Source organism: Mesorhizobium sp. (assembly GCF_005063415.1).
In the GTDB taxonomy this organism is placed as follows: domain Bacteria; phylum Pseudomonadota; class Alphaproteobacteria; order Rhizobiales; family Rhizobiaceae; genus Mesorhizobium.
The window spans coordinates 1-23750 of sequence record NZ_SUEG01000059.1 but is presented as its reverse complement, the minus strand read 5'-3'; the positions used below and the strand labels follow the sequence as shown (position 1 = coordinate 23750).

Sequence of the window (23750 nt, the reverse complement as noted above, 5' to 3'; positions counted from 1 at the left end):
GACCACAGCCAGCCCGCGGCCCAGCCGGCATGTTCGGTGACGAGGACTGCCAACAGCGCCGAGGACGCCGTGATGCCGAGGCCGACACCGCCGAAATACAGGGCCTGCAGGTCGCTTCGCCCGACCGCGGCGAGATGACCGAAAACGATGCTGGTCATGAAGACCAGCACGAAAGCGCTAGCGAGGCCGGCAAGAAGGCGGATGAGGAGAAAGGCGGGCATGGTGCCGGTCAGGCCCATCAGGCCGGCGTGGATCGCGGTGGCGGCAAGGCCGGCCAGCATCAGCTGGCGCTCGCGGCCTTGCGCCCAGCCGCCGGTGGCGGCAAGCGCGCCGACGAGGTAGCCGAGATAATTGGCCGATGCGATCCAGCCGGCATCGGCCGGCGACAGGCCGAGCTCTTCCATCATGCCAGGTAGGATCGGCGTATAGACGAAGCGGCCGATGCCCATGGCGACGGCCAGGGCGATCATGCCGGCGATTGCCAGGCGCAAGGGCGAAGCGATGTTCATCGCGGTGCACCATAGGTGCGCCTGCCGGTGAGACAATCCGCCTTTTATTGGGCCAGTAGGGTTGCGCAGCCGCGTCGGCGGCTGGCTCGCCTGAGGTGCCAAGCACGATCCTCGTTCAGGAACTCAGCCGCAGCAGGTCGAAGCCGTCTCGTAGTGAGTACGACCCGCGGTCAGCCTGAACGGCATGTCGGCGAGCTCGCGCTCCGACATGGTGTCGAGCACCGGATGCGACAGCGGATCGGTCCCCCAATTGGCCTCGCTGTCATGCCGGTGTGGCTGCGTTCCGATCGGGGAAAAGGCGCCGAGCCATGACAAAATCTTCATCAGATTGCCTCCTCACACTGAGTAGCCCACTTAGAATCCGGCATCCGGCAGTGTCTGGCAATTGAGATTTCAGCCGTTCGAGTTTAGAAAAACTGTATGGCTATGCTGAACCGCGTCCATCTCAACGGCTTGCGCGCCGTCGAAGCCGTCGCGCGCCTGGGCTCGCTCGCGGCGGCGGCCGGCGAGCTCAACGTCTCGGTCAGCGCCGTCAGCCAGCAGATCAACCGGACCGAAAAACAGCTCGGCCGAGCGCTGTTCGAACGAACGCCAGCTGGCCTGGTGGCGACGGAATTCGGCACGGTCTTTACCGCGCGGCTCAGCGCAGGCTTCCGCGAGCTCGCACAGGCGGTAGCGCTTGCCGATGAAAGCTCGGAGTGCACGCTGGTGGTTTCGGTGGCGCCGGCCTTCGCCTCGAAATGGCTGCTGCCGCGGCTGTCGCGGCATTTCGCCCGCCATCCGAACGTGCTCCTGCGCATCGATGCCTCGGTGCGGCTTGCCGATCTCGATCGTTCGGACATCGACGTCGCCATCCGGCTCGGCGACGGCAAATGGCCCGGCGGGCGGGCCGAATTGCTGCTGGCGCAGGAGGTGTTTCCGGTCTGTGCACCGGTGATCGCCAGCAAGCTGAAATCGATCGAAGATCTTGCTTTGACCTGTGCGATCACCGACGAGAGATCGATGATCAGTTGGGAGAGCTGGTTCGAAGCGGCCGGGGTGGAGCCGGTCACCTTCATGAAGGGCGCGCGCTTCACCGATCCGATGCTGTGCCTGGAATCGGCGATTGCCGGTCACGGCGTCATGCTCGGCTGGCAGTTGCTGGCCGCCGACGCACTGGCCGACGGCCGGCTCGTCGCGCCGTTCGGCGTACGCGCGCAGAGCGGCCTCGGCTATTGGCTGGTGACTTCGGCCAGCAAGAGCGAAAGCCGCAAGGTCAGGGATTTCAAGATCTGGATCCGCGAAGAGATCGAGGCGACGATGGCGCAGTTCAGGTCGCTCGAGAGCGCCAGCTAAACCTGCCGACATCATCACGGTGGAAAGGGCGGTAGCGCCGGTCTATGTAAGAAACAGTCCCCAATCACGGCAGGCAGGATCATGACCACACATTCGCGCGGCGTTTCCGCAACCATCGACCCGGTAAAGCTCGACAGGCTAGCGGAGGTCGCCGTCAAGGTTGGGCTGCAATTGCAGCCGGGGCAGGATCTGGTGCTGACCTCGTCCATTGCAGCGCTGCCTTTGACGCGACGGATCGTCGAGCACGCCTACAAGGCAGGTGCGGGCCTGGTGACGCCGATCTTCAACGATGACGAGATCACGCTGGCGCGCTTCCGCTACGGCGCCGACGCCGGCTTCGACCGCACCGCCGGCTGGCTCTATGAAGGCATGGCCAAAGCCTTCGCCAACAATGCGGCGAGGCTTGCCGTGCGCGGCGAGGATCCGTCGCTGCTTTCGGCGCAGGACCCGGCAAAGGTGGCGCGTGCCAACAAGGCGAATTCGATGGCCTACCAGCCGGCGCTGCAAAAGATCACCGGCTTCGACATCAACTGGAACATTGTGGCTTATCCCGATCAGGCCTGGGCCAAACAAGTGTTTCCGGACGACGCCGAAGACGTCGCCGTGGCCAAGCTTGCCGACGCCATCTTTGCCGCCTCGCGGGTGGACGTCGAAGACCCGATCGGCAACTGGACGGCGCACAATGCGGCGTTGAAGAGCCGCACCGAATGGCTGAACGGCCACAATTTCCACGCGCTGCATTTCACCGGCCCCGGCACCGACCTGACCGTCGGGCTGGCTGACGGCCATGAGTGGATGGGCGGCGCCTCGACCGCCAAGAACGGCATCACCTGCAACCCCAACATCCCGACCGAAGAGGTTTTCACCACGCCGCATGCAAGGCGCGTCGAGGGTCATGTCACCAGCACCAAACCGCTGTCCTACCAGGGCACGCTGATCGACGGCATTGCGGTGCGTTTCGAGGCGGGGCGCATTGTCGAGGCCAAGGCCACGAAGGGCGAGGATGTGCTGCAAAAGGTGCTGGATACCGACGAAGGCTCGCGCCGTCTCGGCGAGGTGGCGCTGGTGCCGCATTCCTCGCCGATCGCCAAGAGCGGGCTCTTGTTCTTCAACACGCTGTTCGACGAGAACGCCGCCTGCCACATCGCGCTTGGCCAGTGCTACTCGAAGTGCTTCGTCGACGGCGCCTCGCTCAGCCAGGACGAGATCGCGGCGCGCGGCGGCAACAAGAGCTTCATCCACATCGACTGGATGATCGGCTCGGACAAGATCGACATAGACGGCGTCCACAAGGACGGCAGCCGCGTGCCGGTGATGCGCAAGGGCGAGTGGGTTTAGGCCCGGGATCTCTAAGCGAAGGCCAGCAAGCAGCGGCGCCTGCTGGGCCATGCGGAGTTGGCAATGGAGCTCGCGGTCAAGCGCATCTATGAGCAGCCGGCGCCCGATGACGGGCATCGGGTGCTGGTGGATCGCATATGGCCGCGCGGCGTCCGCAAAGAGGACGTGGCGCTGACGGTCTGGCTGAAGGACATCGCGCCAAGCAATGCGTTGCGCAAATGGTTCGGTCATGAGCCGGCGCGCTGGGCGGAATTCCAGCGGCGATACCGCGATGAGCTCGACCGGAACGGCGAGGCGGTGGCGGAAATGCGCGCCTTGCTCCGTGAAGGCAAGGTGACGCTGCTCTACGGCGCCCATGACGAGGCGCACAACAATGCGGTGGCACTGGCGAGCTATTTGCGCGAGATCAATTAGTCACGCCGGCGGGCGGCGCCCCCCTCTGTCCTGCCGGACACTTCTTTGGAGACTAGCGAAAGCCGAAGTGACATCCAATCTCCCCACTAGAGGGGGAGATGTCCGGCAGGACAGAGGGGGGCGCGACGGATCGCGGCGGGTCGGTTCTATTTCCCACTCACCGCCTCTTGATAAACATCCGGCTTGAACCCGACGAGAACCCTGTCGCCAAGTTCCAGCACTGGTCGCTTTATCATCGTCGGTTTGGCCAGCATCAGCGCCTTGGCCTTCTTCTCGTCCAGGCCCAGTCTGTCCTCCTCCGACAGTTCCCGGAACGTTGTGCTCGCCTTGTTGAGAAGGATTTCCCAGCCGACCTTGCCTGACCAGCCGTTCAGCCGATCCGCGTCAAGCCCGTCTGTCCCGTAGTCGTGAAAGCGATAGGCAACATCGTGGCTCGCCAGCCAGACACGCGCCTTCTTGACCGTATCGCAATTGGTGATGCCGTACATGGTGATCGTCAAAACGCGTCCTCGGACCAGTCGAATCTGACGGCACCCTAAAACCGCGCCTCTCACTTTTCCAGCGGCCTCGCCGGGCTCCGCGATTTTCGCGCTTGCCAATAGTAAGGAATTTCCCTAAGTGTTTTCTAAGCCGGTCACGCGGAATGGCCGAGCCAAGGAAATGACCATGACGGGCCTGCAGACCGAAAGCCCCCCGCCGATCGACGGCATTTTCCGGGCGCTCGCCGATCCGACCCGGCGACGCGTGGTCGAGCGACTGAACCGAAGCCCCGCCTCGGTCAGCGAGCTTGCGCAGCCGTTCGAGATGGCCCTGCCATCCTTCATCGAGCATCTCAGGGTTCTGGAAGGCTGCGGGCTGGTGCATTCGGAGAAGGCAGGCCGCGTCAGGACCTACCGGCTCGCGCCGGAGCCGTTGAAGCTCGCGGAAAACTGGTTGGCCGAGCAGCGTGCGCTGTGGGAGCGCCGCCTCGACCAGTTCGACGACTACGTGCTGAAACTCAAGGAGAAAGACAGATGAATATGGTCCCGTTGTTCCAACCCGATCCGAAGCTCGACCTCGTGCTCGAACGGACGATCGAGGCGCCGCGAGAAGTGCTGTGGACGGCCTTGACGAAGCCCGAGCATGTCCGCCAATGGTTCACGCCGAAGCCGTGGATCATCACCGATTGCGAGATCGACCTTCGGCCCGGCGGCCTGTTCCGCACCCGCATGCAGTCGCCCGACGGCAAGGAGGTCAACGACAGGCGTTGCTGCTACCTCGAGATTGTCCAGAACGAGCGCCTGGTGTGGACCGATGCGCTGCTGCCCGGCTACCGGCCGTCAGGCGACCCATTCATCACAGCCGTCATATCGCTGCAATCTCAGGGCGAGGCGACACGCTACACCGCTACCGCCATCCACCGCGACGAAGCCACCCGCAACAGCCACGAGGAGATGGGCTTCTACGACGGCTGGGGCACAGTGGCGGATCAGTTGGCCGGCTACGTCAAGACGATCTGAGGCGACCCTGCTTCGCACTCACATTGCGGCCACGGAGCCGTCGTGGCCGTTCAACCGAACGGCGGTGCCGAAGGCACCAACCATCGCAACAAATTTGACGGTTGGCGTAATGCCAATGTTGAAGGCTCAGGCGCCGTAGCCGATGATGCCCTTGATCTCGAGGAAATCGTGGATCGCCCAGTCGGCGTATTCGCGGCCGTTGCCGGACTGCTTGTAGCCGCCGAAGGGCGCGAACGTGTCCCATTCCGGATAATTGATCGAGACCTGCCCGGCACGCAGCCGGCTGGCAATCTTGCGGGCGTGTTCGATATCCCGGGACTGCACATAGGCGGCCAGGCCATAGACGGTGTCGTTGGCGATCTTCACCGCATCATCATCGTCATCGTAGGAGATGACCGACAGGACCGGCCCGAAAATCTCCTCCTTCTCGATGATCATGCCGGGCCTGACGTGGCCGAAAACGGTCGGCCGCACATAATAGCCGCGGTTGAGGTGCTCCGGCCGGCCGGGGCCGCCGGTGACCAGCGTCGCGCCCTCGGCGATGCCTGCCTCGATCAGCCGTTGGATCTTGTCGAACTGGATGTTGCTGACCACCGGCCCGAGCTTGGTCTCCTCGGAGCGTGGGTCGCCGACCTTGTGCCGTTCGGCGGCCTTCTTGGCGATCGTCAGCGCCTCGTCGTGACGGGCGGCCGGCACCAGCATGCGGGTCGGCGCGTCGCAGGACTGGCCGCTATTGCCGAAGCAGGCGTTGACACCCTTGCGCACCGCAGTCTCGAAGTCAGCGTCGGGCAGCACGATGTTGGCCGATTTGCCGCCCAGCTCCTGCGCGACGCGCTTGACCGTCTCGGCCGCCGTCTTGGCGACGATGATGCCGGCCCGGGTCGACCCGGTGAACGAGACCATGTCGACGTCGGGATGGCCAGCCATGACCTGGCCGACATCCGGGCCGGTGCCATTCACCAAATTGTAGACGCCCCTAGGCGTGGCGGCGGCGTCCATCACCTCGGAAAAAATGATGCCGCTGATCGGCGCGATTTCGGAAGGTTTCAAAACGACGGTGCAGCCGGCGGCGATGGCCGGCGCCACCTTGCAGACGATCTGGTTGAGCGGCCAGTTCCACGGTGTAATCAGCGCGCAGACGCCGATCGGCTCCTTGACCACCATGGTGGTGCCGCGCTTCTCACTGAATTCGTAATCCTCAAGCGCCTTGATGGTAGCTTCCATATGCGCCCTGCCCGCCCAGGCCTGCGCCTCGCGCGCCCACCTGATCGGCGCGCCCATTTCCTGGCTGACCGCCTGGGCGATGTCCTCGTAGCGCTCATTGTAGACTTCGAGGATACGCTTCAGCAGCTTCAGGCGCTCGGTCTTGGTCGTTTGCGAGAAGGCCGGGAATGCCGCCTTGGCTGCCGCCACGGCCTTGTCGACATCGGCTTTCGAGCCGACCGAGATTTTGGTGTAGGCCTCTTCGGTGGACGGATCGATCACATCCAGCGTTGCCGGAACCACGGGGCCGACCCATTTGCCGCCGATGAAGAAGTTGAGATGATTGCTCATGGGCCGTGCTCCGGTTTTCTGGAAGTTTGAAAGTCAGACTAGCTGGGCAGCATAGGGCAGTTGGCGCCGCGGCGCAGGCTGATATGCGCCACGTCGCCGACGCTGAATTGAAAACCCTCTGTCCGGCGTGGTGCGTCGATCACCACCTGTGTCCCCTGCCCCAGCTCTGCATGAAGGCGCAAGGTGCGGCCGTGAAAGACGATGCTGTTGACCCGCACCGGTGCAGTACCGGCCGCGGCCTCGGTCGTCGCCAAAAGGTCCTCCGGACGCACGCCGATGGTGCGCACCGTGCCCTCGCCAGGCAGCTCGCCTTTATCCGAAATCGCTTCCAGTGGCAGAGCGCCGGCGATGAACCGCAAGCGCTCGCCGTCACGGCAGACAAAGCGCGACTGCAGAAGGTTCATGGTGCCGATGAAGCTGGCGACGAATTTGGTGGCGGGCCGATCGTAAAGGGTCGCCGGCGGCGCAATCTGCTCTATGCGGCCCTTGTTCATGACGACAATGCGGTCTGAGATCGACAGCGCCTCGGTCTGGTCGTGCGTGACCATGACGAAAGTGGTGCCAAGCCGCGACTGCAGCCGCTTCAATTCGACCTGCATCTGCTCGCGCAGATGCGCGTCGAGCGCCGATAGCGGCTCATCGAGCAGCAGCACACGCGGCTCGCAGACGATCGCGCGGGCAAGCGCGACGCGCTGGCGCTGGCCACCCGACAATTCGGACACGCGGGCGCCGAGCTTTTCGGCAAGGCCGACCATGTCGAGCGCTGCGCCGACGCGCCTTGCCTGTTCGGCACCGGAGAGCTTGCGCAGCGACAGGCCGAAGCCGACATTTTCGGCGACGTTCATGTGCGGGAACAGCGCGTAATCCTGGAATACGGTGTTGACCGGGCGGTCGAAGGGCCTGAGCGCCGTGATGTCGCGCCCTTCGAGCAGAACCCTGCCGCTCGACGGGCTTTCGAAACCGGCGATGACCCGCAGGCTGGTGGTCTTGCCGCAGCCGGACGGTCCGAGCAGAGTCAGGAACTCGCCGCGAGAAATGTCGAGATCGACGGTGTCGAGCCCGACGATGCCGCCAGGGAAAATCTTGGAGACCTTGTCCAGCCGGACGAGCGGATCAGGCGCCATCGCGAACCTCGGATGGTTTGGTAGTGTTGACCCACAGGATCTGGCAGCGCTCGCTGCCCGGATTGCGGAAGGCATGCAGCAAGGTGCTCTTGAAGGCGAAGCTGTCACCGGCCTTCAGCCCGTATCTGGTCGAATCGACCACCAGCTCGACCTCGCCTGACATGACGAAGCCGAATTCGTGGCCGGCATGGGCGTAGGCTTCGGCGGTGCCGCCACCGGCCTCAACCGTCACCAGCATGCCGGTCAGCGTGGCAGCCGGCGGCGACAGCAGCGCCTTGGCGATGCCTTCCGACTTGACCGGGATCTGCCGCCGGCTGTTGGCGCGCACACAATAAAGATCGTTGCCGGCATCATTGCCGTCGGCGATCAGCGCCGACGGCTCGATGTCGAGTGCGGCGGCGAGCGGCCAGATCACCCGCACACGCAGCGAGGACAGGCCGCGCTCGATCTGGCTGAGCGCACCGATCGAAACGCCGGCCTTGGTGGCGAGTTCAGCCAGCGAAAGATGGCGTTCCAGCCTAAGCGCCCGCACGCGCCGGCCGACCCGCACATCGGCGTCGTCCTTCGGCTTTTCAGCCGCTTCGTTCAGCATGTCCATCTATTCCCGACCTCGTTTTCGGTATCCTGGAGCGGCGCCGCGCAGTCGAAACCGCGCGGCGCCTCAGAAGCTCAGCCGCCTGCCTTGACCTTCTCGAACATCTTGGCGAGTTCGTCATTCTGTTTCATCGGCCCGGTGAAGACGGTGGTCTTCAGCATCACTTCCGGATCGGGCGGCAGCTGCAGTTTCTCCAGCTCCTCCTTCGGCACCGCAGCGAAGGCCGAGCTGGTCGAACTGCCGTAGCCGTAAGCCTGGATCAGGTATTTTCCCGAATCCGTCTCCAGCCGGCTGTTGATGAAGTCATAGGCGAGATCGACGTTCTTGGCGTCCTTGAGCATGACGAAACCGCAAGCCCAGGTCAGCATGCCTTCCTTCGGTTTCATGAACTCGACAGGCACGCCCTGCTTCTTCAGCGAGGTGGCCGAGGCGTTCCAGGTCATGGCGGCGACCAGCTGGCCGCTCGCCAATGCCTGTTCGACGGAGGTCATGTCGGTGGTGTAGTTCGAAAGCAGCGGGCGCTGCTCACGAAGTTTTTCTGCCACCTTGTCCATCTGTTCCGGTGTCATGTCGAATGGATTGACGCCGGCGAGAAGGGCTGCCACCACCGGTGTGTCGTGGACGGCATCGATGGTCGCCATGCGCCCGGCATATTGCTTGTCCCAGAGCAGGTTCCAGCTGGCTTCCGGGTTCTTCACCAGATCGGTGCGGTAGAGGATCGAGGTGTTGCCCCAGTCCCACGGCACCATCCAGACCTTGCCGTCGCCGGCCTGCAGGTCGGGCAGGTTCCTGAAGACCGGAAAGATCGAATCCCAGTTCTTGATGCGCTTGGTGTCGATCGGCTGCAGCAGGCCTTCCTTGTTCCAGCGCGCCACCTTGTCGTAGCAGGGATGCGCGATGTCGGGGCGGAAGCCAGCCTTGACCTTGGTGAAAGCGTCATCGTCGTCGCCAAACATCGAGGCTTCGACACCATCGGGGTGCGCTGCGAGGAAGCTCTTGTTGAAGTCGGGCAGTTCATAGCCCGACCAGGTGAAATATTGCAGCTTGTCGCCGGCAAAGGCGACAGTCGACGCAAGCGCCAGCGCGAAGGCAGCCAGTCCGGTTTTCGCTGTCTTTGCCGTTATCGATTTCAGGTCGAATGCCATTGCAGTTCTCCTCTTTCGGTTTCTTCTGGTTTTGACAGGCTGGCGGGCGCTGGCCGCCGGGTGGCGGCAAGCCCGCGATGGCGCAGGATTTCGGCGAGTGCGGCGATGAGGAACGACACGGCCAGGATCGCGGTGCCGAGCGCCATGACGGTCGGCAGCGATTTCGGAAAGCGCAGCTGGCTCCAGATATAAAGCGGCAGCGTCGGCTCGGTGCCGGCAAGGAAGAAGGCGACGATGAACTCGTCGAACGAGGTCAGGAAGGCCAGCATGAACGCCGAAATAGTGGCGGGCAGGCTGAGCGGCAGCATCACCCGTCTGAAGGTCGTCCAGTCGGAGGCGCCGAGGTCGAGCGCTGCCTCGCGGATGGTCGTCGGAATGGCGGCGAAGCGGCTGCGCATGACCACCACCGTCGTCGGCAGCGCCACCAATATGTGACCGAGCACGATGGCAATGCGCGACGGCCCGAAACCGGCAAGATTGACCAGGATCAGCAGCGATATGCCGACGATGACGCCGGGGATCAGGATCGGCAGCCGGGCAATGGCGCTGATCGTGGCGGCCAGCGGCGAACGGCCGTAGAGGTCCATATAGGACACGGTGATGCCGCAGAGTGTTGCGCCGGTGGCGGCAATGGTGCCGATGACGAGGCTGTTGGCAAGCGCGCCGGACAGCGCCGAATTACCGACCAGCGTGCCGTACCATTCCAGCGTGAAGCCTTGCAGCGGAAATGCCGCCTGGATCGAATTGTTGAAGGAAAACAGCGGGATCAGCAATATCGGCAGATACAGGAACACCAGATAGGCAAGGACGTAGGCTCCCAGCCAGCCGCCGCCCTGCCTTGCATCGATACGCGCCGTGTTCATGTGCGGCTGCCGTATCGGCGGTCGGCAAAGCGCACCACCAGCACCACGGCAAGAATGACCAGCATGACGGCGACGGCGAGTGCGGCGCCGAACGGCCAATCATTGGCCTTGCCGAACTCGGCCTGGATGAGCGTGCCGATCATGGTGCTGGCAGGGCCGCCGACCAGCGCCGGCGTCACATAATCGCCGACGGTCGGCACGAAGACGACGAGAGCAGCCGCCAGCACGCCCGGCATCGAATTGGGCAGCACGATGCGACGGAAACTGGTGAACGGTTTTGCGCCGAGATCGGAAGCAGCTTCGAGCAGCGATTTCGGGATCGTGTCCAGCGCCACATAGATGGGCAGGATGGCGAACGGCGCATAAGCGTGGGCAAGCGTGACGACGACCGCTGCCGGCGTATTCAAGAACGCCAATGTCGGCTCCGACCAGATGCCGCTTTCGATCAACGCGGAGTTCAGCACGCCATTATAGGCAAGCACGATCTTCCAGGCGAAGACGCGCAGCAGATAGCTGGTCCAGAACGGCAGGGTCAGCAGGAACAGCAGCAGCCCACGCTGCCGCCCGGCATGGAAAGCCAGGTAGTAGGCAACGGGATATGCCGTGACGACGGTTGCCAGCGTCACCAGGCCGGCGATGCCCAGCGAGCGCAGAGTCACCGTCCAGTACAGCGGATCGGTTGCCACCGTGACGAAATTCGCAAGGGTGAAACCAGCCCCCAGCAGCGAGCCGTCATTGCCGCGGAAAGCGAGAAAGAACACCAGGCCAAGCGCGAAAAGGATCAACAAGAAGGTGACCAGCCCGCCGGGCAGCAGCATGGCGAAGCGAAAACCCGGCGAAGACCGGGTTTCCGGCAGCGGCTGCGTTGCGGCGATAGTCGACATCGACGGCCCATCATAATTTGAAATCGACCAAGCTTTTTTCATATTCATGAAGCTGTCAAGCTGTTTCACGCTTGGGCATGAACGTCAGCGTTCGAAGGCGTCCAGCATCCGGTACCAGGCGATGGTCGCGGCAACGCCGACCTGTCGAAAGGCGTGAAACGGGATCGGCCGGATCGGCGATATCGGGAACGGCAATTGCCTGGTGTCGCTGCTCGACAGATAGGAGGCGATGCGCTCGCCAAGCGCGGTCATCAGGCCGATGCCGCGGCCCTGGCAACCGACGACCGCCAGCAGACCCTTCTCTGGCTCGTGGATATGCGGGAGATGGTCCGGCGTCATTGCCACCCGGCCGAACCAGCGCTTTTCAATGGCCACATCGGACAGCGCCGGGTAGAGCCGCAGCAGCGCGCGTTCCAGATGCGCCCAGTCGGCCGGGCCGTTCGGCAAGGCCATCCGGCCGCGTCCGCCGAGCACCAGCCGGCCATCGGCACTCTTGCGATAATAGACGAGGATGCGGCGCGAATCCGACACTGCCTGCCCGTCAGGCAGGATCGCCGCCGCGAGATTGGATGATAGCGGCGCTGTCGCGATCTGGAAGGAATGCAGCGGAACGATCGTCTCGGCGAGGCCCGGGAGCAGGCCGCCGGTATAGGCGTTGGTCGCCAGAACGACCGCCTTGGCCTTGAGTTCGGCGCCGCTTTCGGTTGAAACGTGCCAAATGCCAGCATCCTTGCTGATCTGCATCACGTTCTGGCGCTCGGCGATCTTTACGCCCGCCGCTGCAGCGACGCGCGCCAGTTCCGACGTGTAGGCGAGCGGATCGATGACACCAGCACGGCGATCGAGCCAGCCGCCGAGATAGCCTTGCGCGCCGGTCATCGTCGCGATCTCCGTCGCGCTCAGCAGCCGGACATCGGCGCCGCGGGCGCGCCACTGCCGATCCCGGTTCGCGGCCGCTTTTAGCGCGGTCTCGGTATGCGCAGCCTGGATCCAGCCATTGCGGACGAACGGCACCGCCATTCTTTCGTCGCGGATCAATTCGAAAACGGCGTCCGCCGTCGAGGCGGCAAAGTTGACGAGCGCTTCGCCGCGCTCGAGACCAAAATGCTCCAGCAGCCAGTCCGGATCGTATTTCAGGCCGGGAATGACCTGGCCGCCGTTCAGACCGGATGCGCCGCTGCCGATTTCGCCGGCCTCCAGCACCTGGACGGCAAAGCCGAGCCGGGCAGCGTGCAATGCTGTCGACAGACCCAGAATGCCGCCGCCGACGACGACGACATCGACGCATTGGCCGGCTGGAAAAAGCGAATGGAACGCGGTGGCTGTCCGCGGCTTCTGCCAGATTGGGTCGGAAAACCGTAGGAGCAAGCGTCACCTAGAGATTTCAGTAGGTGAAAACCCTAGCGACGGTTTCATTATTTTGAAAGAGCGTTTTCCGTCGCCGTTGGCGCACGTCAGGCTCGATCAAGGTCCAGCGATGCGAAGACCGTTTGAAAGAATTGACAAAGCTCGCCCCTGCAAGCGGGATAGACCTTTGGCGGGAATTTGTTGAAAGTGCCGCGGCCGAAGGACAAGACAACAGGAAATGTAAACCATGACGAACGCCACACATTTGCCCGCCGAAGGCCTCTTCGTAGGCCGCGCCCGGGCGAGCGATGCTTCCCATCCGCTGGTGGTCACGGTGCGTGACGGCACGGTCTTCGACATCACGTCAAATGTGGCGCCGACCGTACGCGACGTTTGCGAATTGCCGGATCCGGCGGGGCACGTCCGCTCGGCCAAGGGGCGGCCGATCGGTCCGCTCGATGCCATTGCCGCCAACAGTTTCGAGACAGCGCGCGATCCGGGGAAACCATACCTGCTGTCCCCCGTCGACCTGCAGGCGATCAAGGCATCTGGCGTCACCTTTGTCGTCAGCCTGCTCGAACGGGTGATCGAGGAGCAGGCGCGCGGTTCGGCCGAAAAGGCCGACGCCATTCGCGCCGACATCGCCGGGCTGATCGGCCACGATCTGTCGAAGCTCAAGCCCGGCTCGCCGGAAGCGACGGAGATCAAGGCCAAGCTGATTGCGCGCGGCGCCTGGTCGCAATACCTGGAAGTCGGCATCGGCCCCGATGCCGAGATCTTCACCAAGTGCCAGCCCATGGCCTCGGTCGGCTTCGGCGCCGATGTCGGCCTGCATCCGGTCTCGACATGGAACAATCCAGAGCCGGAGATCGCCATGATTGCCGCCAGCAGCGGCAGGATCGTCGGGGCGACGATCGGCAACGACGTCAATCTGCGCGACGTCGAGGGGCGCTCGGCGCTGCTGCTCGGCAAAGCCAAGGACAACAACGCCTCGGCAGCACTTGGCCCCTTTATCCGGCTGTTCGACGAGACGTTTTCCATCGGCGACGTGAAGCAAGCGATCGTACGGTTGAGAGTCGAAGGCGAAGATGGGTTCTCGCTGGAGGGCGCCAGTTCGATGGCCGAGATCAGCCGCTCGCCGGAAGAGTTGGTCGCCGCCGCCATGGGGCCACATCACCAGTACCCGGACGGGCTGGCGCTCTATCTCGGCACGATGTTCGTGCCGTCGAAGGATCGCGGCGAAAAAGGCAAGGGCTTTACCCACAAGGTCGGCGACATCGTCACCATCTCGTCGGAGAAGTTCGGTGCCCTGGTCAACCGCGTGCGGCTGTCGCCCGACTGCCCACACTGGACCTACGGCGCCAGCCATCTGATGCGCGACCTCGCAAGGGCCGACCTCATCTAGTCCCCCAGCCTAACATCCGATAGATTCTAGAATTCTCTGATTGGAAATTAGCTGCTCGTCGGCATTCGGGAGAGTCCATTGATCGTCGCTCTTGAGGGCAAGACCCTTGTCGTTACCGGCGGGACGCAAGGGCTTGGCGAGACCATCGCCCGGCTGGCCTCAGCCGACGGCGGCGAAGGGATCGCCATTGTCGGCCGCAATGCCGAGCGTGGCAGACGCATCGCCGAAGAGCTTTCACGACCAAGCCGGCCCGTCGTCTTCATCCAGGCCGACCTTGGAGATCCGGCCGCGCCTGCAGCTGTCATGGCGGAAGCGATCAAAAGACTCGGCCGCATCGATTGTCTGGTGAACGCCGCGGCCCTCACCGACCGGGCCTCGCTGGAAACTGGCACCATCGACGACTGGGACAGGTTGTTTTCCGTCAATGCGCGCGCGCCGTTCTTCCTCATGCAGGCGGCCGTGGCCGACATGAAGACACGGCGGGCGGCGGGCGCCATCGTCAACATACTGTCGGTGAATGCGCATTGCGGTGCGCCGGACCTTGCCATCTATTCCGCAACCAAGGGCGCGCTTTCGACGCTGACCAGAAACATTGCCAACGCGCATCTTTCCGATCGCATCCGCGTCAACGGCATCAACATGGGCTGGGTAGCGACGCCGGCCGAACAAGAGATGCAGGCGCGCACGCTGGGCAAGGGCGAAAACTGGGCAAAGATCGCCGCCGCCGGCCTGCCGCTTGGTCGATTGCTGACCATGGACGAAGTCGCCCAGCTAACGCTGTTCCTGCTCAGCGACGCCTCCGGGCTGATGACCGGGACGCTTATCGACCTAGAGCAATCCGTGCTCGGCGCGCCGCCGCGCGGCATTGCATGACGGTCGCAAGGCCGATCGTCGGCCGCCTGGAAAATATCAGCCAAACTGATGCAATCTGATGGGATTGCTGATGGCGTGGTGCCTTGCGGCAACGTCCATTGGCGATGGAGGCTTGCCATCGATCGAAAAAGGGAATGCTCTAATGCGCCCAGGTCGACGCTGGCAAATGCGACCACGGTTTTGGCCGCGCACGGCTTTTGGCCGCGATCGTCGTCGGAGGAGGAGTTCGATTCAAATGGGAGGAAATCAAATGCTGACGAGGCTAAGACTGCTTGTACTTGGCTTGGTTGTGGCGCTGGCCATTCCGGCCGCGGCACAGGCCAAGACGTTCTACTGGATTTCGCATGGCGGCCCGGCCGATCCGGTCTGGACCTACTTCCTTGCCGGCGCCAAGCAATGGGCGGCGGATACCGGCAATACCGTCAACACCTCGTTCCACAATGGCGACGTGGCGTCGCAACAGGAAGCCGTCCGCGCCGCAATTGCCGCCAAGGCCGACGGCATCACCACGACCAGCCCCGATCCGGGCAGCCTTGTCGAAATCGTCAAGGAAGCGCGGGCGGCGAACATCCCGATCATCAACTTCAACACGCCCGACCCGAAGGCGGATTTCAACGCCTATGTCGGCGGCGACAACGTTACCTTCGGCAAGCATTGGGCGCAGTATCTGGTCGACAAGGGCCTGGTGAAGAAGGGCGACTTCGTCTGGATGCCGGTCGAAATTCCCGGCGCCACCTATGGCGTCCAGGAAGAGGAAGGCATCAAGAGCGTGTTCGAGCCGCTCGGCATCACCTATGAAATCACCGAAGCGACGCTCGACCAGGCCGAAGTGATCAACCGCATGGTCGATTATCTCACCGCCAACAGAGCCAAGGTCAAGGCGGTTATCGGCCTCGGCGACCTTGTCACCGGTTCCATCAAGCGGGTGTTCGACCAGGTCGGCGTCAAGCCGGGCGAAATCCCGGTCGTCGGCTGGGGCAACTCGCTCGACACCACCCAGGAAGTGCTGAACGGCTACGTCAATGCCGGCCAGTGGCAGGATCCGCAGGCGACAAGCTATGTCGCGCTCTCGCTCGCCAATATGGCGGCGAGCGGTATTCCGCCCGGCTTCGACGTGATCACCGGCGCGCTCTACGAGAAGGACACCGCGGCAGTCTACGACAAGATCCTGTCCGGCAAATAAATCCGCGATCGAGTTGGTCACGGCCGCTTCGGCGGCCGTGACTGTCTCATCATTCCGCCGAAGCCGGTTGCGGTCTCGGCCAAATCCAATCCTATCGCGGGTCCAAGGTGGAAAATCGTTCTCTTATCCAACGCTCGATCGCGCGGCCCGAGTTCGGGCCGTTCGTGCTGCTCGTCGTCGAGATCGCTGTGTTCTGGGGCATCAACCACGACTTCTTGTCGCCGCAAAACATCTCGAACACGCTGGCCTTCACGGTCGAGCTCGGCCTGATCGCGCTGGCGATGACGCTGTTGATGACATCAGGCGAATTCGACCTCTCGGTCGGCTCGGTGTTCGGCTTCTCGCCGGTCCTGATGTGGACGTTGTTCAACAGCGGCGTCGTCTCGCTCGAAGCCGCCTTCGTCATCGCGCTGGTGGTCGCTGCGTTCATCGGGCTGGTCAATGGCTGGTTCGTGACGCAGCTCAAGATCCCGTCCTTCCTGGTGACGCTGGGCATGCTGCTGGTGGTACGCGGCACCGCTTTGTTCGTCACCAACGGGTTTCCGCAGCGGACCTGGAGCGCCGAGGGCAGCTGGCTGGCGGAAGCGCTGGTCGGCGATTTCTTCATCGGGCCGTTCCGGATCTATATGTCGCTGTTCTGGTTTATCGCCGCCGCAATCGCGCTCGGCTACGTGCTGACGCAGAGCCGGACCGGCAACTGGATCCAGGCGGCCGGCGGCAACCCGAGTGCTGCAAGGGCGCGCGGCGTCAATGTCAGCGGCGTCAAGATCGGCCTGTTCATCCTGTCGTCGATCCTGGCCTCACTTGCCGGCGTCATCAGCTCGCTGCGCACCTCGGCGGCCAACCCCAACAGCGGCACCGGCTACGAGCTCGAAGTCATCGCCATGGTGGTGATCGGCGGCACGGCGCTGACCGGTGGGCGCGGCACAATCATCGGCACGGTGCTCGGTATCCTGATCCTGCGCGTGATGCGCAACGGCATCGTGCTGATCGGCGTGCCCGGCCTTGCCTATAATATTTTCATCGGCGCCATCATCCTCGGCATGATGGCGCTCCATTCATGGCTGGAACGCCGGCATCAGGCAGGGACTTGAGACGATGGCCGAGCCACTGATCCGCATGACGAACATCTGCAAGTCCTATGGGCGCGTGCAGGCGCTGGTTGATGCCAATTTCCATGTCAACGAAAGGGAGATCGTCGGGCTGCTCGGCGACAACGGCGCCGGCAAGTCGACGCTGATCAAGGTGCTATCGGGCGCGGTCCCGCTGACCAGCGGCGACATCTTCATCCGCGGCAAGAAGGTGAATTTGCGCAGCACCAGCGACGCCATCGCCCACGGCATCGAGACGATCTACCAGGACTCCGCGCTGGTGACGCAGCTGTCGATCGCCCGCAACCTGTTCCTCGGACGCGAGCCGATCAAGCCGCCGCGTTTCCTCAACCGCATGGACCAGGAGGCGATGAATGTGGTTGCCCGCGACCTGCTCAAGCAGGTCGGCATCTCGAAGAACATCCCGCCGACGACGCCGATCGGCTCGCGCCGCACCATCATCTCGGCGCTTGGTAGATGACTGGTGACGCTTTCGGCGTTGAGGCGTTTTGCCTCCTCGGCATACCACTCGACAAAAGAGGCTGCGTAGTCGATCTCGCCGAGCGACTCCTTCAGCGGCTTGCCTTGTTCGAGCGTCATCAGCAGGGCCAGGTCATTTTTGGCGGCGCCGATCAGATCGAACCATTTGCGCAAGATTTTCGAACGTTCCTGCGGCAGCAATGCGCGCCAGGCAGGAAAGGCGCGCGATGCCGCATCGATCGCCAATGTCGTCTGCCGGGCATCGAGGGCAGCAACAAAAGCGACGGTGGATCCGGTGGCCGGATCGGTCACCTCGAAACTCTCCGCGGTCTCGCTTGCCGTCCAGTGGCCATCGACATAGGCGAGTTCGCGCAGCAGCCGTCGGTCGGCAAGGCGATCAAGCGCTTCATGGCGGTGCGAGCGGGCAAAATGTGCGGACATCATCGGGCTCCCGGTTCGGGTGATGCCGCAAGACTATCTCTGCCGCGCAAACAGAGAGGCTGTTTGCTTGCCTGCACGTAGAGAGATTGTCTCTATTGCATCGCCCGGGCAGACGATCTCTCCGGTATCAGGAAGATGCCGGCAACAGGTCGGCCACCGGCAGCACACTCTCCTCCTTCACCGTCTTGGTGACGATATAGGTGAAATAGCGATCGATGCCGATCTCGCGCTCGAGCAGAGTGTCGACCAGCCGCTGATAGGCGTCGATGTCGCGCGCCATCACCTTCAGCAGGTAATCGACGCCGCCGCCGACAGACCAGCAGGCGACGATCTCGCGGATGTCGCGGATGACGCGCTCGAAACGGTCGAAATCGGCCTGGCGGTGGCTGGCAAGCGTTACCTCCATCAGCACTGTGGCGACCGGCGCGATAGCGCGCATGGCGATCCTGGCATGGTAGCCCGAAACGACGCCGGCCTTTTCCAGCTTGCGCAGCCGCATCCAGCAAGGCGTCGGCGACAGGCCGACCTTCTCGGCCAGCGCCAGCTTGGTGATGCGTCCGTCGCGCTGGATGGCGTCGAGGATTTTCAGATCGATCGGATCGAGTTTCGCTGCAGTCATGATCGCCTACTCTCAGTGCCGGACACCATGACGGCGCATTATTTCGATTGTCAATTGCACTGATTTCGATCTCTAATAAGTCATGACATTTTGGCGACCAGATCCCGCTCTTATCCGGCGGCCGGCCTATCAATCGCTCGCCGACCAGTTCGCGCGGGCCATCCATGACGGGCGCCTGGCCAATGGCGCGCGGTTGCCGACGCACCGGCAGCTCGCCGACGATCTCAAACTTTCCGTGCAGACGGTCAGCCGCGCCTATGAGGAGCTGATCCGCCGCGGGCTGGTGTCCGGCGAGGTCGGCCGCGGCAGCTTCGTGCAGACACAGCGCCGCGAGCCGGAGCCGCCCTATCTGCCGGAGCGGCTGGGCGAGGTCATCGACCTCTCCATCCTGAAGCCGGTCTGCGAACCGATGCATCTGGAGCGGCTGAGGCAGGCGCTAGGCTGGCTCGCCGAAAACCTGCCGTCGAGCGCGGCGCTGTCGTTCAGGCCGAACATGGTGTTCCCGCGCCATCGCGCGGTGGGTGTCGAGTGGCTACGCCTCTGCGGCCTCGACGCGTCGCCGCAGAACATCAGCCTGACCAACGGCGCCACCGCAGGCATGACAGTGGCGCTGATGAGCGTGGCGCCGCCGGGTTCAACCGTCGCCACCGAGGCGATCGGCCATCACACACTGATCCCGCTGGCGCGTTATCTCGGTTTCAACCTCGAGGGTTTGCCGATCGACGACAATGGGCTGATCCCGGAAGCGCTGGACGAGGCCTGCCGGCTGTCGGACATCCGCGCCGTGTTCGTGCAGCCCTCGGTGATCAACCCGACGGCGACGCTGATGGATGCCGCCCGGCGCGAACAGATTGCCGCCGTGGCGCGCAGGCATGATATCGCCATTATCGAAAACGACGTCCTCGGCCCGTTGGTCGAGGACCGGCCGCCGCCGGTCGCGGCGTTTGCACCCGAGCGCACGCTCTACGTCACCTCCTTTACCAAGATCGTAGTGCCCGGGCTGCGCATCGGCTATCTCGCGGCACCCGATCGTTATGTCGCCGCGGTTGCCAACCGCCACCTCGTCTCGAACTGGATGGCGACGCCGCTGGTGGCCGAGATCGCCACCAAATGGGTGACCGACGGCACCGCGATGGAACTCGTTCGATGGCAGCGCGTGGCTTTGCGGCGGCGTCTGGACATCGCCGCCGAGGTGCTCGCCGGAGTGGACTATCGGGCTCATCGCGACGGGCTGCATGTCTGGCTGCGGCTGCCCGATGATCGCGGCGAGGAAAGCTTTGTTTCCCAGGCCCGCCTGCAGGGCGTGGCGATCGCGCCCGGCACGTCGTTTCGCATTTCGCAGACGCCTTGGCATCCAGCTGTGCGGATTTCGCTTGGCTCGACCACGGAGGGGGAACTGCGTGCCGGTCTCGACGTTGTCACCAAGCTGCTGCTCGGCGATCCCGAGCATCTCCTGCTTGCGATCTAGGCAACAAATGGCGGGCAATTGTGCGGAGTCCGAAATATTGTCATGATATTATTTTCTTGATTGACATGATTTGCCGCGATCCGCATCGTTAAAGGCATCGCTTCTCCAGCACGGGAAATTCATTGTCGGCGCCCATCATCAAGATCGACGGCATTTCGAAAAGCTTCGGCACCTTCAAGGTGCTGGACGGCCTCTCGATGCAAGTCATGCCCGGCGAGAAGCTGGCGCTGATCGGCCCGTCGGGTTCGGGAAAAACGACGATCCTGCGCATCCTGATGACGCTGGAGCGTATCGACAGCGGCCACATCCAGGTCGACGGCGAACAGCTATACCACATGGAGCGCAACGGCCGGCTGCTGACGGCCGATGAACGGCATTTGGCAAAAATGCGCCAGAAGATCGGCATGGTCTTCCAATTGTTCAATCTGTTTCCGCACAAATGCGTCATCGACAATGTGACGCTGGCACCGATGCTGACCAAAGGCGTGCCGCGGGCCGCCGCCGAGAAGCGGGCGATGGAGCTGCTCGACATGGTCGGCATGGTCGACAAGGCCAAAGCGATGCCGGCGCAGCTTTCCGGCGGCCAGAAGCAGCGCGTCGCGATTGCCCGAGCGCTGGCGCTGTCGCCGAAGATCATGCTGTTCGACGAGGTCACCTCGGCGCTCGACCCGGAACTCGTCGACGAGGTGCTCAACGTCATGCGCAAGCTCGCCGCCGAGACCGACATGACCATGCTGCTGGTCACCCACGAGATGGGTTTCGCCCATGACTTCGCCGACCGGGTGCTGTTCTTCGATCGCGGCAGAATAGTCGAGGAGGGCAAGCCCGACGAGATTTTCCGCCATCCCAAACAGGAGCGTACGCAAGGTTTCCTGAAGAAGATCATTGCGGCCGGACATCGGGTCTGACTGCCATGCGAGGCGGCGACGCCTCAAGCAAGCCAAGAAGACAGACAAACAAGGAGTTGGGAACAATGAAGAAATTTGCCATTTTGGCCGGCGTCGCCGGTATTGCCCTGACGGCGGTGCTGGCCGCCTCGACGCCCGGCTCGGCCGATGACAGCAAGCTCGAAGAGCTCAAGGCGCAAGGCTTTGCCCGAGTCGCCATCGCCAACGAGCCGCCCTATACGGCGGTCGCTGCCGACGGCAAGGTTTCGGGTGCGGCGCCTGACGTTGCCCGTGAAATCTTCAAACGCCTTGGCGTCAACGACATCGTCGCCTCGATCTCGGAATATGGCGCCATGATCCCCGGCTTGCAGGCCGGCCGTTTCGACGTCGTCACCGCCGGCCTGTTCATGAAGCCGGAACGTTGTGCTGCGGTCGCCTATTCGGAACCGGTGCTGTGCGACGCCGAGGCGATGCTGGTGAAGAAGGGCAACCCGAAGGGCTTCAAGAGCTACGAGGACGTCGCCAAGGACACCAGCGCGACGATCGGCGCACCGGGTGGCGGCACCGAGGAGAAGCTGGCGCTCACCGCAGGTGTGCCGCGCGAGCGCGTCATCGTCGTGCCGGACGGCCAGAGCGGCCTGAAGATGCTGCAGGACGGCCGCATCGATGCCTATTCGCTGCCCGTGCTGTCGATCAACGACCTGGTCAAGAAAGCCAATGATCCGAACCTCGAAGTTATCGCGCCGGTGGTCGGTGCGCCGGTCTATTGCGACGGCGCGGCCTTCAAGAAGGGCGACGAAGCGCTGCGCGACGCCTATGATGTCGAATTGGCGAAATTGAAGAAGTCCGGCGAGTTCGCCAAGATCATCGAGCCTTACGGCTTCTCGGCGGCGGCGGCGATGTCGACGAGCCGCGACAAGCTCTGCTCGGCGAAGTAAAAAAGTGCCCCTCACCCTAATTTCTCCCCGTCAAAAACGGGGAGAGGGCGCCAACGCTGGAGTTTCACCCTTCTCCCCGTCCCTGTGACGGGGAGAAGGTGCCGGCAGGCGGATGAGGGGCGGCGCCGGCGTTCTGTAATGATCACCAAGCGAGGAAACGCTTAGCCCAAATGACCCAATGGTCCGGCTATTTCGGCCTGATTTTGCAAGGAGCGCTTGTCACCATCGAATTGACGTTGATGGGGTCGGTGCTGGCCTTGGTCATGGCCTTTCTCGCCGGGCTGGGGCGGCTGTCGCGGTTTTTCGTGCTACGCGCGCTGGCCACCGCCTATATCGAGTTCTTCCGCGGCACCTCGATCTTCGTGCAGCTGTTCTGGGCCTATTTCGTGCTGCCTTTTGCCGGCATTTCTCTGACGCCGCTGCAGGCCGGCGTGCTGGCGCTGGGCCTCAATGTCGGCGCCTATGCAGCGGAAGTGGTGCGTGGCGCCATCAAGTCTATCGGCCGCGAACAATATGAGGCCTGCACCGCGCTCAATCTCGGCCGCTGGCAAGCCATGCGCCACATCATCCTGCCGCAGGCGCTTCTGGTGATGCTGCCGACCTTCGGCAACAACGCCATCGAGCTGCTCAAGGCCACCGCCGTCGTTTCGCTGATTTCGCTCGCCGACCTGACCTTCCAGGCGCAGGTCGTGCGCTCGCAGACCGGCAACACGCTGGTGCCGTTCAGCACCATCCTGGTCATCTATTTCGCACTGGCGCTGCTCATCTCATGGGGCGTGCGGTCGCTGGAACGCCGCATGGCGCGCGGCCTCGACGGGGTGCGCGTCTGATGGAGCGGGCCTGATAATGGAATGGGATTGGGATTTTGTCCGGCAGATCCTGCCGACGCTGATCGAGGGGGTGAAGATCACCATCCTGGCGACGCTGCTCGGCTCGGTGCTGGCGGCCGTCGTTGGGCTGGGCATCGCGTTGGCGCGCCGTTCGCCGAACAGGGCTCTGTCGCGCACCGTCGGTTTCCTTGCCGAGTTCATTCGTGGCACGCCGCTGTTGGTGCAGCTCTATTTCATCTTCTACGTGCTGCCGGATTTCGGCGTCCTGTTGCCGCCGCTGGTGGCGGGCGTCATCGGTCTCGGGCTGCACTACGGCACCTATACGGCCGAGGTCTACCGCGCCGGCATCGACAATGTGCCGCGCGGTCAGTGGGAAGCGGCCAAGGCCTGCAATCTGAACGCCACGCAGACCTGGACGCACATCATCATTCCGCAGGCAATTCCGCCGATGATCCCGGCGCTTGCCAATTATTTCATCGCCATGTTCAAAGAGACGCCGTTGCTGTCGGCGATCACCGTGCTGGAACTGATGAACCAGGCCAAGAGCGTCGCCAATACCTATTACCGGTATATCGAACCGATCACCTTGGTCGGCGCCTTCTTCCTCGCCATCAGCCTGTTCTCGGTGGTGCTGCTGCGCTGGCTGGAACACCGTTATGGGCGGATCGAACGATGAGCGCTGCACCCAATATCCGCCTGCACTCGGCCCGGCCGCCGCTCGATGCGCGTCCGCTGGAAAAGCGGGTCGGCCTGATCATCCTTGCCACCGACCATACGAGCGAACCGGATTTTCAGCGTATGGTGGCGAGCGACCGTATCGGCGTCTATGTCGCGCGTATTCCGTACGCTAACCCGACGACGCCGGAGAATTTGCGCAAGATGCAGCCGTCACTGACGGCGGGTGCGGCCCTGATCCTCCCCGACGAGC

The 23750-nt window shown here is 63.3% G+C and carries 25 protein-coding genes and 3 pseudogenes; 16 read left to right on the top strand and 12 right to left on the bottom strand.

The genetic code is table 11. From position 1 onward, the window contains the following. Together E5W70_RS17070 and E5W70_RS17065 are read right to left on the bottom strand one after the other, a co-directional pair. A partial coding sequence (locus E5W70_RS17070; protein WP_292659963.1) for a YbfB/YjiJ family MFS transporter occupies window positions 1–509 on the bottom strand: 509 nt, incomplete at its 3' end. Window positions 510–632: 123 nt separating this feature from the next. Continuing rightward, window positions 633–833, bottom strand: a complete 201-nt coding sequence (locus E5W70_RS17065) for a hypothetical protein (protein ID WP_292659946.1) — start codon at window positions 831–833, stop codon at window positions 633–635. A gap of 96 nt (window positions 834–929) precedes the next feature. Here E5W70_RS17065 and E5W70_RS17060 point away from each other — a divergent pair, with 96 nt between their 5' ends. From E5W70_RS17060 to E5W70_RS17050, 3 genes are all read left to right on the top strand, one after another. Continuing rightward, window positions 930–1844, top strand: coding sequence for a LysR substrate-binding domain-containing protein (locus E5W70_RS17060; protein ID WP_292659944.1), 915 nt, complete (start codon window positions 930–932; stop codon window positions 1842–1844). 81 nt (window positions 1845–1925) lie between these two features. Beyond that, window positions 1926–3182 (top strand): aminopeptidase, encoded by a 1257-nt coding sequence (locus E5W70_RS17055; RefSeq protein ID WP_292659942.1) that lies wholly within the window; start codon window positions 1926–1928, stop codon window positions 3180–3182. 57 nt (window positions 3183–3239) lie between these two features. Beyond that, window positions 3240–3596 carry a DUF488 domain-containing protein gene (locus E5W70_RS17050; RefSeq protein ID WP_292659941.1) on the top strand — a complete coding sequence of 119 codons (357 nt, stop codon included), beginning with the start codon at window positions 3240–3242 and terminating at the stop codon, window positions 3594–3596. Between the two features lie 146 nt (window positions 3597–3742). Here the strand turns inward: E5W70_RS17050 and E5W70_RS17045 are convergent, their stop codons facing one another. Further along, window positions 3743–4096: an ArsC family reductase gene (locus E5W70_RS17045; protein WP_292659940.1), complete on the bottom strand. Its 354-nt coding sequence runs from the start codon at window positions 4094–4096 to the stop codon at window positions 3743–3745. 166 nt (window positions 4097–4262) lie between these two features. Here E5W70_RS17045 and E5W70_RS17040 point away from each other — a divergent pair, with 166 nt between their 5' ends. Both E5W70_RS17040 and E5W70_RS17035 read left to right on the top strand, forming a co-directional pair. After that, window positions 4263–4613, top strand: a complete 351-nt coding sequence (locus tag E5W70_RS17040) for a metalloregulator ArsR/SmtB family transcription factor (protein WP_292659938.1) — start codon at window positions 4263–4265, stop codon at window positions 4611–4613. A 2-nt stretch (window positions 4614–4615) separates the two neighbouring features. Next, complete coding sequence (locus E5W70_RS17035; protein WP_292659961.1) at window positions 4616–5095, top strand: SRPBCC family protein; 480 nt, start codon at window positions 4616–4618, stop codon at window positions 5093–5095. Window positions 5096–5221: 126 nt separating this feature from the next. On the opposite strand, the gene E5W70_RS17030 is transcribed toward E5W70_RS17035, so the two are convergent. The 7 genes from E5W70_RS17030 to E5W70_RS17000 all read right to left on the bottom strand — a co-directional run bounded on the left by E5W70_RS17030 (window position 5222) and on the right by E5W70_RS17000 (window position 12628). After that, entirely contained in the window at window positions 5222–6649 is a 1428-nt protein-coding gene (locus tag E5W70_RS17030; RefSeq protein WP_292659937.1) for an aldehyde dehydrogenase family protein, read from the bottom strand. 38 nt (window positions 6650–6687) lie between these two features. After that, window positions 6688–7773, bottom strand: coding sequence for an ABC transporter ATP-binding protein (locus tag E5W70_RS17025; RefSeq protein WP_292659935.1), 1086 nt, complete (start codon window positions 7771–7773; stop codon window positions 6688–6690). Then, the gene (locus E5W70_RS17020) at window positions 7763–8365 is read right to left on the bottom strand and encodes a cupin domain-containing protein (protein WP_292659933.1); all 603 of its coding nucleotides are present in this window, start codon (window positions 8363–8365) and stop codon (window positions 7763–7765) included. The genes E5W70_RS17025 and E5W70_RS17020 overlap by 11 nt, the downstream gene beginning before the upstream one ends. A gap of 77 nt (window positions 8366–8442) precedes the next feature. Continuing rightward, on the bottom strand, window positions 8443–9513 hold the full coding sequence (locus E5W70_RS17015) for an ABC transporter substrate-binding protein (RefSeq protein ID WP_292659932.1): 1071 nt from the start codon (window positions 9511–9513) through the stop codon (window positions 8443–8445). Then, a complete protein-coding gene (locus E5W70_RS17010; RefSeq protein WP_292659931.1) occupies window positions 9498–10376 on the bottom strand; it encodes an ABC transporter permease in 879 nt (292 codons plus the stop codon). Before E5W70_RS17010 ends, E5W70_RS17015 begins: the two co-directional genes overlap by 16 nt. Continuing rightward, complete coding sequence (locus tag E5W70_RS17005; RefSeq protein ID WP_292659959.1) at window positions 10373–11260, bottom strand: ABC transporter permease; 888 nt, start codon at window positions 11258–11260, stop codon at window positions 10373–10375. The genes E5W70_RS17010 and E5W70_RS17005 overlap by 4 nt, the downstream gene beginning before the upstream one ends. An 84-nt stretch (window positions 11261–11344) precedes the next feature. Beyond that, entirely contained in the window at window positions 11345–12628 is a 1284-nt protein-coding gene (locus tag E5W70_RS17000) for an FAD-dependent oxidoreductase (RefSeq protein ID WP_292659928.1), read from the bottom strand. A 226-nt stretch (window positions 12629–12854) separates the two neighbouring features. On the opposite strand from E5W70_RS17000, the gene E5W70_RS16995 reads away from it, so the two are divergent. From E5W70_RS16995 to E5W70_RS16975, 5 genes and pseudogenes are all read left to right on the top strand, one after another. Then, a complete protein-coding gene (locus E5W70_RS16995) occupies window positions 12855–14012 on the top strand; it encodes a fumarylacetoacetate hydrolase family protein (protein WP_292659926.1) in 1158 nt (385 codons plus the stop codon). Window positions 14013–14090: 78 nt separating this feature from the next. Continuing rightward, the gene (locus E5W70_RS16990; protein WP_292659925.1) at window positions 14091–14885 is read left to right on the top strand and encodes an SDR family oxidoreductase; all 795 of its coding nucleotides are present in this window, start codon (window positions 14091–14093) and stop codon (window positions 14883–14885) included. Between the two features lie 250 nt (window positions 14886–15135). After that, on the top strand, window positions 15136–16068 hold the full coding sequence (locus E5W70_RS16985) for a substrate-binding domain-containing protein (protein ID WP_292659924.1): 933 nt from the start codon (window positions 15136–15138) through the stop codon (window positions 16066–16068). Window positions 16069–16175: 107 nt separating this feature from the next. After that, entirely contained in the window at window positions 16176–17162 is a 987-nt protein-coding gene (locus tag E5W70_RS16980) for an ABC transporter permease (RefSeq protein WP_292659922.1), read from the top strand. A 4-nt stretch (window positions 17163–17166) separates the two neighbouring features. Then, window positions 17167–17607: pseudogene (locus E5W70_RS16975) on the top strand (ATP-binding cassette domain-containing protein); the annotation flags it as partial. Here the strand turns inward: E5W70_RS16975 and E5W70_RS16970 are convergent. Together E5W70_RS16970 and E5W70_RS16965 are read right to left on the bottom strand one after the other, a co-directional pair. Next, a pseudogene (locus E5W70_RS16970) lies at window positions 17586–18080 on the bottom strand (aldehyde dehydrogenase family protein); the annotation flags it as partial. The pseudogenes E5W70_RS16975 and E5W70_RS16970 sit on opposite strands and share 22 nt — an antisense overlap. A gap of 127 nt (window positions 18081–18207) precedes the next feature. Continuing rightward, window positions 18208–18699 carry an Lrp/AsnC family transcriptional regulator gene (locus tag E5W70_RS16965; protein WP_292659920.1) on the bottom strand — a complete coding sequence of 164 codons (492 nt, stop codon included), beginning with the start codon at window positions 18697–18699 and terminating at the stop codon, window positions 18208–18210. Window positions 18700–18781: 82 nt separating this feature from the next. Between E5W70_RS16965 and E5W70_RS16960 the strand changes: the two genes are divergently transcribed. From E5W70_RS16960 to E5W70_RS16935, 6 genes and pseudogenes are all read left to right on the top strand, one after another. After that, entirely contained in the window at window positions 18782–20167 is a 1386-nt protein-coding gene (locus tag E5W70_RS16960) for a PLP-dependent aminotransferase family protein (RefSeq protein WP_292659918.1), read from the top strand. A gap of 122 nt (window positions 20168–20289) precedes the next feature. Continuing rightward, window positions 20290–21075: an ectoine/hydroxyectoine ABC transporter ATP-binding protein EhuA gene (gene ehuA / locus E5W70_RS16955; RefSeq protein WP_023677199.1), complete on the top strand. Its 786-nt coding sequence runs from the start codon at window positions 20290–20292 to the stop codon at window positions 21073–21075. 65 nt (window positions 21076–21140) lie between these two features. Further along, window positions 21141–21992 carry an ectoine/hydroxyectoine ABC transporter substrate-binding protein EhuB gene (gene ehuB, locus E5W70_RS16950; RefSeq protein WP_292659916.1) on the top strand — a complete coding sequence of 284 codons (852 nt, stop codon included), beginning with the start codon at window positions 21141–21143 and terminating at the stop codon, window positions 21990–21992. 170 nt (window positions 21993–22162) lie between these two features. Next, window positions 22163–22822 carry an ectoine/hydroxyectoine ABC transporter permease subunit EhuC gene (ehuC, locus tag E5W70_RS16945; protein WP_292659914.1) on the top strand — a complete coding sequence of 220 codons (660 nt, stop codon included), beginning with the start codon at window positions 22163–22165 and terminating at the stop codon, window positions 22820–22822. Between the two features lie 16 nt (window positions 22823–22838). After that, complete coding sequence (gene ehuD, locus E5W70_RS16940) at window positions 22839–23498, top strand: ectoine/hydroxyectoine ABC transporter permease subunit EhuD (RefSeq protein WP_292659913.1); 660 nt, start codon at window positions 22839–22841, stop codon at window positions 23496–23498. Further along, window positions 23495–23750 (top strand): annotated as a pseudogene (locus E5W70_RS16935) (ectoine utilization protein EutA); the annotation flags it as partial. The gene ehuD and the pseudogene E5W70_RS16935, both read left to right, overlap by 4 nt.